Annotated in this window: 14 protein-coding genes; 6 read left to right on the top strand and 8 right to left on the bottom strand. The window is 56.1% G+C overall.

From position 1 onward, the window contains the following. The first annotated feature begins 12 nt into the window (after nt 1-12). From CH74_RS05075 to tatC, 4 genes are read left to right on the top strand one after another with little or no spacing between them, the layout of a single operon-like run. Nucleotides 13-351, top strand: a complete 339-nt coding sequence (locus CH74_RS05075; protein WP_048306393.1) for a phosphoribosyl-ATP diphosphatase — start codon at nt 13-15, stop codon at nt 349-351. A gap of 32 nt (nt 352-383) precedes the next feature. Beyond that, nucleotides 384-656 (top strand): Sec-independent protein translocase subunit TatA, encoded by a 273-nt coding sequence (gene tatA, locus CH74_RS05070; protein ID WP_048306391.1) that lies wholly within the window; start codon nt 384-386, stop codon nt 654-656. A 6-nt stretch (nt 657-662) separates the two neighbouring features. Next, nucleotides 663-1,112 carry a Sec-independent protein translocase protein TatB gene (tatB, locus tag CH74_RS05065; RefSeq protein ID WP_048306390.1) on the top strand — a complete coding sequence of 150 codons (450 nt, stop codon included), beginning with the start codon at nt 663-665 and terminating at the stop codon, nt 1,110-1,112. After that, complete coding sequence (gene tatC / locus CH74_RS05060; protein WP_048306389.1) at nt 1,109-1,894, top strand: twin-arginine translocase subunit TatC; 786 nt, start codon at nt 1,109-1,111, stop codon at nt 1,892-1,894. Before tatB ends, tatC begins: the two co-directional genes overlap by 4 nt. 129 nt (nt 1,895-2,023) lie before the next feature. On the opposite strand, the gene elbB is transcribed toward tatC, so the two are convergent. Beyond that, complete coding sequence (gene elbB, locus CH74_RS05055) at nt 2,024-2,683, bottom strand: isoprenoid biosynthesis glyoxalase ElbB (RefSeq protein WP_048306387.1); 660 nt, start codon at nt 2,681-2,683, stop codon at nt 2,024-2,026. Nucleotides 2,684-2,895: 212 nt separating this feature from the next. Between elbB and hemB the strand changes: the two genes are divergently transcribed. Together hemB and ppk1 are read left to right on the top strand one after the other, a co-directional pair. After that, a complete protein-coding gene (gene hemB / locus CH74_RS05050) occupies nt 2,896-3,903 on the top strand; it encodes a porphobilinogen synthase (protein ID WP_048306386.1) in 1,008 nt (335 codons plus the stop codon). 41 nt (nt 3,904-3,944) lie between these two features. After that, on the top strand, nt 3,945-6,158 hold the full coding sequence (gene ppk1, locus CH74_RS05045; RefSeq protein WP_048306384.1) for a polyphosphate kinase 1: 2,214 nt from the start codon (nt 3,945-3,947) through the stop codon (nt 6,156-6,158). Nucleotides 6,159-6,205: 47 nt separating this feature from the next. Here the strand turns inward: ppk1 and CH74_RS05040 are convergent, their stop codons facing one another. From CH74_RS05040 to CH74_RS05015, 7 genes are all read right to left on the bottom strand, one after another. Beyond that, the gene (locus CH74_RS05040; RefSeq protein WP_048306382.1) at nt 6,206-6,724 is read right to left on the bottom strand and encodes a DUF3087 family protein; all 519 of its coding nucleotides are present in this window, start codon (nt 6,722-6,724) and stop codon (nt 6,206-6,208) included. Continuing rightward, nucleotides 6,721-7,812: a 3-deoxy-7-phosphoheptulonate synthase gene (locus CH74_RS05035; protein ID WP_048306380.1), complete on the bottom strand. Its 1,092-nt coding sequence runs from the start codon at nt 7,810-7,812 to the stop codon at nt 6,721-6,723. The genes CH74_RS05040 and CH74_RS05035 overlap by 4 nt, the downstream gene beginning before the upstream one ends. Before the next feature lie 320 nt (nt 7,813-8,132). Continuing rightward, entirely contained in the window at nt 8,133-8,258 is a 126-nt protein-coding gene (locus tag CH74_RS19795; RefSeq protein ID WP_298380071.1) for a hypothetical protein, read from the bottom strand. A 51-nt stretch (nt 8,259-8,309) separates the two neighbouring features. Next, nucleotides 8,310-9,059, bottom strand: coding sequence for an FAD-binding oxidoreductase (locus tag CH74_RS05030; RefSeq protein ID WP_048306378.1), 750 nt, complete (start codon nt 9,057-9,059; stop codon nt 8,310-8,312). A gap of 28 nt (nt 9,060-9,087) precedes the next feature. Beyond that, nucleotides 9,088-10,575, bottom strand: a complete 1,488-nt coding sequence (gene ubiD / locus CH74_RS05025; RefSeq protein ID WP_048306377.1) for a 4-hydroxy-3-polyprenylbenzoate decarboxylase — start codon at nt 10,573-10,575, stop codon at nt 9,088-9,090. A gap of 266 nt (nt 10,576-10,841) precedes the next feature. Further along, on the bottom strand, nt 10,842-12,101 hold the full coding sequence (rho, locus tag CH74_RS05020) for a transcription termination factor Rho (RefSeq protein WP_048306375.1): 1,260 nt from the start codon (nt 12,099-12,101) through the stop codon (nt 10,842-10,844). A gap of 350 nt (nt 12,102-12,451) precedes the next feature. After that, nucleotides 12,452-12,784, bottom strand: coding sequence for a co-chaperone YbbN (locus CH74_RS05015; RefSeq protein ID WP_048306374.1), 333 nt, complete (start codon nt 12,782-12,784; stop codon nt 12,452-12,454). Nucleotides 12,785-12,858: the final 74 nt, after the last annotated feature.

Below are 12,858 nucleotides of genomic sequence, written 5' to 3'. Positions count from 1 at the left end.
AAAGAGCTTGCGATGAGCGATATACTTGAGCGCTTGAGCGACATGCTTAATGAGCGTCGTCATGGCGATCCGGATTCTTCCTATGTGGCATCGCTGCACGCCAAAGGACTCAACAAGATTCTCGAAAAGATCGGCGAAGAGGCGACCGAGACCATCCTTGCCGCCAAGGATAGTGAACAGAATCTTGACCGGGATCATCAGGCAGTGGTCGCCGAAACCGCTGACCTGTGGTTTCATAGCCTGGTGATGCTGTCGCATCTGGATATCGATCATCGAGCGGTACTCGACGAGCTCGCACGTCGTTTCGGTATTTCGGGACTGGACGAAAAAGCCGCTCGCAAATCTGAATGAACGGGCTCATTGCCCCTTAGAGGAGAACCTCAATGTTAGGTGGTATCAGTATTTGGCAGTTGCTGATCGTGCTCGGCATCATCATCCTGATCTTTGGCACCAAGAAACTGCGCAACGTTGGCGGGGATCTTGGTGGCGCGGTCAAGGGCTTCAAGAAAGCCATGGGCGAAGACGACAAGGATGGTAAGGAAAAGGACGACAGCGTTCAGCGACAGGTTCGTCATGACGAAGAAGGGGAAACCTACGAGGTCAAGCCCGAACAGCGCAACAGCGACCATGTCGAAGACAAGCATGAGCGGAAATAATCCTGCATGTTCGATATTGGCTTTCTCGAACTACTGATCATCGGCGTGGTCGGCCTGTTGGTGCTGGGCCCTGAGCGGCTTCCCAAAGCTGCCCGTACGGCGGGGCTGTGGGTTGGCAAGATCAAGCGCACCGTTTCGAACATGCAGCGCGAGATCAATTCTCAGCTGGAAGCGGAAGAACTGCGTCAAAAACTCGAGGAGCATCAGAAAAAACTCGATAGCAGTTTCGACAAGACGCGTAAGGACGTCGAGAGTTTTATCGAGGGTTCTGAATCAAGCGATGCCAATAAGACGTCGGCTCGATCTGCTTCCGATACACGTGCGCCCAAAAATATCGACGCTCCTCTTGATCGGAGCATTGATAAGGAAGAGCCCGAGCAGATAACGAGTGGGCCTACCGTCTCCTCGCCTCAAGATACTGCCAACGCCAATGACAAGGATGCCAAGTCGCGATGAGTGACGCCCCCTCTCCGCGCAACGATACCCCGGAAGAACCGCCTCAGGCACCGCTGATCGAACATCTTATCGAGCTGCGTTCGCGTCTGATGCGGGCGGTAGTTGCGATTCTGCTGATTTTCCTGGCGCTTTACGCGTTCTCCAACAACATCTATACCTTCGTCGCGGATCCCCTGATGGCGCTGCTACCGCCAGGCTCGCAGATGATCGCCACCGAAGTCGCCTCGCCCTTTCTCGCCCCGTTCAAATTGACTCTGGTGGTGGCGGTATTCATTGCCATTCCTTTCGTACTGCACCAACTCTGGGCCTTCATCGCGCCTGGGCTCTACGAAAACGAGAAGGTACTCGCGGTTCCGTTGCTGGCGTCAAGCGTTCTGCTATTTTATGGCGGCGCTGCTTTCGCCTACTACGTGGTCTTTCCGCTACTGTTCGACTTCTTCGTGCATACCGGTCCCGAGAACGTCGCGGTGATGACGGATATCAACCAGTATCTCAATTTCGTTCTCAAACTGTTCTTTGCCTTTGGCGTCGCCTTCGAGATCCCTATTGCCACTTTTCTTCTGATCTGGACTGGGGCGACCACCGTCGAGAGCCTGTCAAAAAAACGTCCCTACATCGTACTTGGTTGTTTCGTGGTGGGGATGTTGATGACCCCGCCGGATATTATCTCGCAAAGCCTGTTGGCCGTGCCCATGTGGCTGCTTTATGAGATTGGGATTCTAGCCGGACGAGTCCTTCGTGGACGCCGGCGCAAGCAAGAAGAAGCGGACGACGTCGAATAGATCGAACTTTCAAATAGCATGTTGCCCTGGATAGCATGCAAAGGGGCCGCCTATTGGCGGCCCTTTTCATACATGCATCATAGTCATACGACATGCCGTCAACATATCTGGCTTCTGCAGTACACACGTTCAGCGCATCATTTCATCGATCTTGTCAACCAGCTTGGAGATGCCCAGAGCTGCTTCGGCAATTCCCTTGGCCGTCATGAAAGCCGGGGTCGTCACGATACGATGCTCACGGTCCAGGACGACATCATCGGCGTTACAGGTCTTGTGCAGCCCTCCCATGCTGCTGATGGCGCCAGCAATCTTGGCATTGTGGCCCACAGTCACCGGAATGGTCACGTCCAGTAATCGCGGCGCCAGCAAGGATGAGTAGCACATCAGGCCAATCGGTTTTTCTGCCTCATAAAACTCGACGATCTTGTCGCGCAGCAATGGCAGTACCGTCATGTCGGCCCCGGCCTCGACAAAGTTCGAAAGATTTTTCGCCACCCCTTGGCCACCAGGCAGAATGACCGCATCGAACTCCTCAGGGTTCAGCGCCTCGAGGGAGTCGATCTTGCCGCGAGCCAAGCGTGCAGATTCGACCAGCATGTTGCGGACATCCTCTTCACACTGTTCGCCACTGGCATGATCGATCACTTGGGGTTGATCCTGATCCGGGGCGAAACAGTGATATTCGATGCCCAACTGATCAAGACGCAATAACGTAAGCGTCGTTTCATAGATTTCCGAACCGTCACGAAAACCACAGCCCGACAGGATGATCGCCACCTGTTTGCTCATGCCTTACTCCTTGAGTTCGGTGCTGAGATTCGCACCTTCACAAGTATTTTACTTTAAAAGGTCTTGCATGGTGCGACAAGGCGCCGGCATTCCCGTGTTGCCCATGATTGATATAATGGGCGGCACTACTTCATCGCCGTCGCGCTACTGTCACATCATTCGAGCAGACTGATCTAGTATGCGTTCGCGATTCTTTGACTGGAGAAATAATTTTGAGTTTTTCGATCTCACGCCAGTATCCCGCCACCCGTCTGCGCCGCATGCGTAAAGACGATTTTTCCCGCCGCATGATGCGTGAGTCTTCATTAACCCCTTCGGACTTGATTCTGCCGGTCTTTGTTCTTGAAGGCGAGCAGCGTCGCGAACCGGTCGCGTCGATGCCCGGCGTCGATCGCATGTCTCTGGATCTACTTCTTGAAGAAGCCGGCGACGTATTTGCGCTCGGCATTCCTGCCCTGGCACTTTTCCCGGTCATCGATGCTCAACACAAGAGCGAGCATGCCGAAGAGGCATTCAACTCGGGCGGTCTCGTACAGCGCACCGTGCGGGCACTCAAGCAAGCCTACCCTGAGCTTGGGGTGATCACCGACGTGGCGCTGGACCCCTATACCGTGCACGGCCAGGACGGTATCCTCGACGAGCAAGGCTACGTGCAAAACGATCGCACCGTGGAGACTCTGCTCAAGCAAGCGCTTTCCCATGCCGAAGCCGGGGCCGACATCGTGGCACCCTCGGACATGATGGATGGTCGTATCGGCGCCATCCGCAGTGTACTCGAGCAGGAACAGCTGCATAACACCCGCATCATGTCCTACTCCGCCAAGTATGCTTCGCGCTACTACGGTCCTTTCCGGGATGCCCTGGGCTCCGCCAGCAACCTGGGCAAGGCGGACAAGAGCACCTACCAGATGGATCCGGCCAATAGCGATGAGGCCGTGCATGAAGTCGCCCTGGATCTGGCCGAGGGTGCCGACATGGTGATGATCAAACCAGGGATGCCCTATTTGGATGTGGTGCGGCGCATCAAGCAGGAGCTGGCGGTCCCGACCTTTGCCTATCAGGTCAGCGGCGAATACGCTATGCACATGGCCGCCTTCGAAAATGGTTGGCTCGACGCGGACAGCGTGATCCTCGAATCGCTGATGTGTTTCAAGCGCGCCGGGGCGGACGGCATCTTGACCTATTTCGCCAAGCGGGCGGCCGAGCTGATCAAACAATAGACGAGGTTGCGACGCGCCTCGCCGTAACAGGGCCTCATGCAATGGACAAGCCGCGCGATCGCAAGAAAACAGCCGCCGCGAACAAGGAAAGGAAAGCATCGCCGGCACAGGCGACGACTAGCACTCCAGCACTAAGGGTCAACCGTACACGCACGGGCATTCATGCCAAGCCGACGCCCTCACCAGAAGCGGAACTGGACGACACGGTTCTCTACTTCAACCGTGAGCTGTCCCATCTGCAGTTCAACATACGGGTGCTCGAACAGGCACTGGACGCCTCTCATCCGTTGCTCAATCGCCTGATGTTCCTGTTGATCTTCTCTTCGAATCTCGATGAGTTCTTCGAGATTCGAGTCTCGGGACTCAAGCATCGTCAAGCGCTGGGGCGTGATGACATCGGTATCGATGGTCTGACACCGGAACAGGTGCTCGATGAGATCGCCCGCATCACCCACGAGCAGATCGAGCGTCAGTATCAGATACTCAACGATGTGCTGATACCGGCGCTGGAAGAACACCACATTCGCTTCCGACGCCGCGGACAGTGGACGGATGCCCAGCGCAAATGGATCAGCGACTACTTCGAGGAAGAGGTCATGCCGGTGATCAGCCCCATCGGTCTCGATCCGTCCCATCCCTTTCCTCGCCTGGTCAACAAGAGTCTCAATTTCATCGTCGAGCTTGAAGGCAAGGATGCCTTTGGCCGCGAGGGAGGATTGGCGATCCTACCGGCGCCGCGCTCACTCCCCCGTTTGATACGTTTGCCTGATACGCTGGCTGAGAAAGGCTATGCGGATCATGTCTTTCTGTCGTCGATGATCCACGCCCATGCTCAGGCGGTTTTCCCGGGCATGAAAGTACATGGCTGTTATCAGTTTCGTTTGACCCGTAATGCGGATCTCAGCGTGGACCCGGAAGAGGTCTCCGATCTGGCCTCGGCGCTGCGAGGCGAATTGCTGGCACGTCGCTATGGCGATGGGGTGCGTCTGGAAGTGGCAGACAACTGCCCTGACGAGCTGGTGACCTTTCTGCTCGAGCAGTTCGAGTTAAGTCAACAGGATCTTTACCGCGTCCATGGCCCGGTCAATCTGACCCGCATGATGGCCTTGATCGGCGACATGGATCGGCCGGATCTGCTTTACCGGCCATTCACCGCAGGAATACCCAAGGGACTCAAGCCCGAAAGCAGTCTGTTCGATACCATTCGCCAGGGCGACATTCTACTGCATCACCCTTTCCAGTCCTTTTCTCCCATCGAGGATTTGTTGCGCGAAGCCGCCCGGGACAGCGATGTACTGGCCATCAAACAGACTCTCTATCGTACCGGCGCCGACTCACCGATCGTCAGCGCCCTGATGGAGGCGGCACGAGGCGGCAAGGAGGTGACCGTGGTCATCGAACTGCGGGCGCGTTTCGATGAGGCGGACAACCTTTCCTTGGCCTCACGGCTACAGGAAGCCGGCGCTATCGTCATCTATGGCGTCATGGCTTACAAAACCCATGCCAAGATGCTGCACATCGTGCGCAGGGAAGGAGGTGAACTGCGCTACTACGCGCATCTGGGCACGGGCAATTATCATTCCAAGACGGCCAAGCTGTACACCGACTATAGCCTGCTCACGGCTCATGAAACCCTCTGCGAGGACGTACACAAGGTCTTTCAGCAGCTTTCCGGCATGGGCAAGCAGCGCAATATCGACTTGCTGCTGCACGCGCCGTTCGTGCTGCATGAGCGCCTGGTGGAGATGATCAATCGTGAAGCCAAGCTGGCTGAGAAAGGCAAGAAGACTCACCTCATCATCAAGTGCAACTCTCTCACCGAGCCCAGGCTGATTCGCGCCCTTTACCGTGCTTCTCGGGCAGGAGTGAAATGCGATCTGATCATTCGCGGCACCTGCTGCCTACGCCCGGGCGTGCCGGGTATTTCCGAGAACATCCTGGTGCGCTCGATCATCGGTCGCTTTCTCGAACATACTCGAGTGTTTTACTTTCACAACGACGGTAAACCCGAAATGTGGGCGTCCAGCGCGGACTTCATGGAGCGCAACATGTTTCATCGAGTGGAAACCTGCTTTCCACTCCTCGACAAGAAACTCGCCCAGCGTATGCGCAAGGACCTGGAGACCTATCTGGTGGATAACTGCCAGAGCTGGCTACTGCGCGAAGATGGTAGCTATCAGCAACAGAAAGCCGGCGACGCTGCCCCCATTAGCGCTCAAGAGACGTTGCTGTATGCCTATGCCGCCAAATACTGAATTGATCCAATAGGCTGACTCAGTAAAAAGCTCTGATGTGAAAACAGTTAATGATCTGCGCGAAACGCCTTCAATGCCTGTGGATCAAGGCCGGTGACCTTGTCTGGCATGCTCAATGATTCCCGAATCTGTCGTAGCTTCAGTCGTTCGGCAAGGCGCTCGCCGTCGTCATCCGTGGTGCGCCCATTGAGTTCTGCCAGCTGCTCCATTCCCTGATGGTAGAAGGCCAGCATATCCAGCGCGGCAGGATCATGGTTCTCCAGGCCCGCCTTTCGCAGCGTCGACAAGTGCGCGCTTACTCGCGTTAAATGCCGCTTGAGTTCCCAGGCATAGCACTGGTCCTGTAACCAGGGTTTTCGACGCAGTATCGCCACTACGACACTGGTCGCCATTAGCCCCAGCAGCACCCCTGCTGCATTCATGGCCAGGCTGGAACCAAAACGAGTGGTCAACAGGTGTGAGAACAATAGTCCAAAAACGACGAATTGGACCGTCACGATGATCGCCATGAAACGCGATTTACGACGAAACTGCTCGGGATCATGATGTTCGAAGCGAAAACTCATGGGCCAGCGTCGCCCTTTGAACCATTGCGCAGCCGCTCGGCGGCCCGTAACAGCAGATCGGCAGTAGTATCCCATCCAAGACACGCATCGGTGATCGACACGCCATAGCGCAGGGCATCCGGGTTGAGTGGCTGCTTGCCTTCATGCAGATGACCTTCCAGCATGACGCCTACCAGGCTGGTATTGCCGGCCAGGCGCTGCGCCAGCACATCGAGCAATACCTCGCTCTGGCGTCGATGATCCTTGCGGGAATTGGCGTGACTACAATCCACCATGATGCGCGGCACAAGACCGGCTTCCAACATTGCGCGTCCACATGCAGCAACGCTGGCGCTCTCGTAATTGGGTTGGCCATGACCACCTCGCAATACTAGATGAGTATGCGGATTGCCTTGGGTTTCGCGCATGACCGGTCTCCCTTGAACGTCCATTGCGAAATGGCATTGAGGATGGGCCGCGGCACGAATGGCGTCAATGGCAACATCTATTCCACCATCGGTGGCATTCTTGAACCCTACCGCCGCCTCCAGGCCACTGGTCAGTTCACGATGCACTTGAGACTCGGTGGTGCGTGCCCCGATGGCTGCCCAGCTCAGTAAATCCGTGAAATAGGGCGCCACCATGGGTTGCAGGAGCTCGGTGGCAACCGGCAATCCCAAGGCAGCGATATCGCGCATCAGCCGTCGTGAAAGCAAAAGCCCATGGGCCATATCATCGCTGCCATCCAAATGCGGATCGTAGGCGAGTCCTTTCCAGCCCACCGTAGTGCGGGGCTTCTCGATATAAACCCGCATGACAAGCTGCACTCGATCAGCGATCAGCTCGCTCAGTCCGGCAAGCCGATAGGCATACTCCATTGCCGCTTTAGGATCGTGAATCGAGCAGGGACCAACCACCATCAGCAAGCGATCGTCGCGGCCATCGAGAATCGCGCGGACCGTCCGGCGTTGAGCGGTGATCCGGGCGCGTAGCTCGATATCGACCGGCAGCTCGCGGCGCAGCTCGGCTGGGGTTGGCATTATGCGTTCATTACTCAACGCCTGATGTGGCTTGATAACGGTCTCGATATTAGGTATTTGTGCGTTCATCGTCATGTTTCCTGGCCGGCTTGCTGCCAACAAAAACCCCCCGGTGGAGTTGCCACCGGGGGGTTATTGCGTTGATGGAGGCAACCCTGCTGATTCAGGATGCGCCTCTTGGTTCAGGTCATCTGACGTAATTCATCGAGATCTGACCACTGAGCGCATCATGACTAAACCAGCGCCAATAGCCTACCCGGTAACATGCACACGCAAACGCCAGCTGAAGCTGGGCAGAAATGTCGGTGTAGCTACGTATTGGGGCGGGCAACATGGTCAGCTCCTGAATTTCTTTTCTATCCTACACGGCTTATCCGGGTTGGCAACCGTCATTCGAAATACTGGACCCAAACAATTGTCGCAGGCAAGGCACTCATACCGACCAGCACCACCAGACCCAGAAAGAGGGACAAGAATCCGCTCTTATCCTTGAAGTTGGGATCGTACTCAGCCACGGGCATATCTCCGTTCATTGAATAATATCAGGGGAAAGATATTTTAGCGCATCAACGAGGGTTCGACGACTCGCGGGGCGCGTAGGAAAAAACATCCGAAAACACGCGTTCAAGATCCAAGCCCAAAGGCTTCAAAATATCGATGCAGGCGTAAACCATGCCAGGAGATCCGGATAGATAGACATCGTAACCCGAGATGTCTTGCAAGTTCTCCACCAGAACCTGATCGATACGCCCTTGATGGCCAAATACGCGCTCCTCATCGAAGCCTGCTTCAATGGGTGCTTCCGATACCGCATGAAAATAGAAGTTGGCGTGGGTCTCGGCCCACTCTCGGGCCAAGCTCTCGAGATAAAAATCTCGACGCTCCCGCACGGCCCACCAGAATGAAACAGGTAATGCATTGTCCGCAGCCAAGGCGGCTTCCAGTAGCGCCTTCATCTGAGCAAAGCCAGTGCCTGCAGCAATAAGTAGCAGTGGGCGCGTACTATCCGGGTCCAGACGGCACTCGCCGCCGGGCATGCGCACCCTTAGCTTACCTGCTTTCAACACCAGCTCCCGCAGTCGCTGAGAGTTGTCGTGTTCCGGCCAGTGCTGGATATGCAATTCGACGGTGCCATCGCCACGATGAGCGTTGGCAATGGAGAACGGCACCCAGACATCGTCCTCCAGATTGAGCTCGAGATACTGGCCTGGCGCATGAGCCATCGCTTCGGCGCGGCCCTCCAGATGTACGCGAAAGACATCGGATGTCAGATCTTCTACCGCGCTCACGTAACAGATCAGAGTCCTTGCCGTCATGCTGTCCTCATATGATTATCGAAGCGATTCATTGATCCGCTACTCGGGGCAGGATTATGCCCAGCTCATCCCAGCGGGCGTCCACCTGCGCCTTGACCGCCTCATCCATGGCAATGGGCTCACCCCACTCGCGATCGGTCTCGCCAGGCCATTTGGCGGTCGCATCCAGCCCCATTTTCGATCCTAGCCCCGCTACCGGGGAGGCAAAATCAAGATAATCGATCGGTGTGTTTTCCACCATTACCGTGTCCCGTGCCGGGTCCATGCGGGTGGTGATCGCCCAGATCACATCTTCCCAGCGCCGCGCATCTACATCGTCGTCCAGCACGATAACGAACTTGGTGTACATGAACTGGCGCAGAAAGCTCCATACCCCCATCATCACCCGTTTGGCATGGCCCGGATACTGCTTCTTCATGGTTACCACGGCCATGCGATAAGAGCAGCCCTCCGGAGGCAGGTAGAAATCGACGATCTCTGGGAACTGCTTGCTCAGGATCGGCACGAAGACCTCGTTTAGCGCCAACCCGAGAATTGCCGGCTCGTCCGGCGGACGCCCGGTATAGGTGGAATGATAGATCGGATCCCGGCGATGGGTTATGCGCTCGATGGTGAATACCGGAAACGTCTCGACTTCGTTGTAATAGCCGGTGTGATCGCCATAAGGGCCTTCCGGCGCGGTATCGTCAGGGTAAATGAAGCCCTCCAGCACGATCTCGCTGGATGCCGGCACCTGAAGATCCGCATGCCCGCATTTGACCAGCTCCGTGCGTGAGCCGCGCAGTAGTCCGGCAAACGCATACTCCGAAAGCGTATCCGGCACCGGGGTGACCGCGCCGAGAATGGTCGCCGGATCCGCGCCCAAGGCGACGGCTACGGGAAAAGGCTCGCCGGGGTGCGCCGCGCACCACTCCTTGAAATCAAGCGCGCCGCCACGATGGGATAGCCAGCGCATGATCAAACGGTTTCGGGAGAGCTTCTGCTGACGGTAGATCCCTAGATTTTGTCGCTCCTTGTGTGGCCCCTTGGTCACCACCAGTGCCCAGGTCACCAGCGGGGCCACGTCGCCGGGCCAACAGTGCTGAATGGGAATACGATCGAGATCGACATCGTCGCCTTCGAGCACCACCTCTTGCACCGGCGCGCGCCTGACTGTCTTGGGCCCCATGCTCATGACCTGACGAAAGACCGGCAGCTTGTCCAGCGCATCGCGAAAGCCCTTGGGTGGCTCCGGCTCCTTGAGAAAGGCCAGCAGCTTGCCCACTTCCCTCAACGCCTCCACCGATTCCTGTCCCATGCCCAGGGCTACTCGCTTCGGCGTACCGAACAGATTGCCCAGCACCGGCATGGTGTGCCCCTTGACGTTCTCGAACAGCAATGCCGGCCCACCGGCACGTAGAGTACGATCGCAGATCTCGGTGATTTCCAAGTAGGGGTCCACCTCAGCAGTCACACGCATGAGCTCGCCGCTCTTTTCCAGCGCCGCGACGAACTCACGCAGATCCTTGTATTTCATGCGATTACCATCTCCCGAACGACAGAAGGGGCAGCATAGCATGCCGCCCCTTCTTTCACTGCCTGGCCTGGTGGCTATATGCATCGCGGCTTTCCCGAGGCCAGGCGGAAAACGGCCACAAATCGTTAGGATCGACGATTTGGGCAGCTCCGCTGCTCGCAGAGCGAGTGACATGGACGTCGCGAGTCCAAAACGGAGTTTACTTTAGTAAATGAGTAGCTTGAGCCGTTTTCCAACGCCGTATCGTCAAGCGCAGCAGGTCAGAATCAACGTCTCTTCATGGCCTCGAAGAACTCCAGATTAGTCTTGGTATCCTTGAGACGATCGATCAAGAATTCCGTGGCCGCGGTGTCGTCCATGGGATGCAACAGCTTGCGCAGGATCCACATGCGCTGCATCTCGTCTTCCGAAGCGATCAGATCTTCGCGGCGGGTGCCGGAGCGACGAATGTTGAGTGCTGGATAGACGCGCTTTTCGGCCAGTTTGCGATCAAGGTGGGCTTCCATGTTGCCGGTACCCTTGAACTCCTCGAAGATTACTTCATCCATCTTCGAACCAGTATCGACCAGGGCGGTAGCAAGAATGGTGAGACTGCCTCCCTCCTCGATATTACGCGCGGCACCGAAGAAACGCTTGGGCTTTTCCAGGGCGTGGGCATCGACGCCACCGGTGAGCACCTTGCCGGAAGACGGCACTACGGTGTTATAGGCTCGAGCCAGACGGGTAATGGAATCGAGCAGGATGACCACGTCTTTCTTGTGCTCCACCAGACGCTTCGCCTTCTCGATGACCATCTCGGCTACCTGTACGTGACGCGCGGGGGGTTCATCGAAGGTCGAAGCCACCACTTCACCGCGCACGGTGCGGGACATCTCCGTCACTTCTTCCGGGCGCTCGTCGATCAACAGCACGATCAGATGGCACTCGGGGTTATTACGGGTGATAGAGGTGGCGATGTTCTGCAACATCAGCGTCTTGCCCGCCTTGGGCGGTGATACGATCAGACCACGCTGGCCTTTGCCGATGGGGGCGGTAAGATCGATGATACGAGACGTGAGATCCTCCGTGGAACCGTTGCCGATCTCCATGAACATGCGTTCCTGGGGAAACAGCGGCGTAAGGTTCTCGAAAAGTATCTTGTGCTTGGCGTTCTCCGGCTTATCGAAGTTGATCTGATTGACCTTCAACAGCGCGAAATAACGCTCGCCCTCCTTGGGCGGACGGATCTTGCCGGCGATGGAGTCGCCCTTGCGCAGATTGAAGCGACGTATCTGGGAGGGCGACACATAGATGTCGTCTGGTCCAGCCAGATAGGAGCTATCAGCGCTGCGCAAAAAGCCGAAACCATCCTGGAGAATTTCCAGCACGCCATCGCCGTAAATGTCTTCACCGCTCTTGGCATGCTTCTTCAAGATGGCAAAAATGATATCTTGCTTGCGGGAGCGGGCCAGATTGTCGATACCCATTTGCTGAGTAATTTCCAGCAGTTCCGGCACGGTCTTTTGCTTGAGTTCGGTAAGATTCATCGGTTTGTTCAGAAGTTGCTCTTGTCAGCGTGGCGGCGTGCGCCGGAATAGGACAGGAGGCGGTGTTATACGCCGCACAATGCGTTCAGAGCCCTGAGGGTTTTCGCTCGCCAATAGGCTCATTGAATAGAAGCTCCAACTAAGGAGACTATGAATGCTATCGGTATCGAGAGAGGCGCTGTTCATGTCGCCTGATATCATTCAATTTCAGCCGATGTATCGGACAAGGATTGAAATCAGTGGGCTACTGACGACTTGGAAATTGGTCGCGTAATGCGTCCAGAAAAATATTCGGAACAGGCGAATGTTTCGATGTTAGTTAAGCTCAGCGTCAAACGCAAGCTTTGTCATCAATGCGTCGAGACGATCAAGGCCTCGAGCTGTTCTTCGCTTATGGCCCCCACCCGGGACGCTTCCAGATCACCATCGACGAATAGCAGCAGCGTCGGCATACCTCGTACATTGTATTTGAGGGCAGCGTCCGGGTATCGATCAATATCGACAAGATAACAACGGCATTGGGCCGAATACCGCTCGATTACCCTATCCAGACGCGGTATCAATGCCTGACATGGCGCGCACCACTCGGCCGTAAACACTAAGAGAGTAGCCCCAGAAAGTATCAGCACATCATCCAGTGCCGTCTCAGAAAGCCATTCCAGGGCAGTGCTCGTTGTTTCCATAGTCTTATTGCCTTTTTTGTTGCGCAGTCTCATTGAACGATGGACATGCATAATTGACAAGCTCTATGGAGCCC

The organism is Halomonas sp. PR-M31, from assembly GCF_001039575.1.
Lineage (GTDB): Bacteria > Pseudomonadota > Gammaproteobacteria > Pseudomonadales > Halomonadaceae > Modicisalibacter.
The sequence above is the reverse complement of the archived record's forward strand: the minus strand, read 5'-3'. Positions and strand labels throughout refer to the sequence as shown.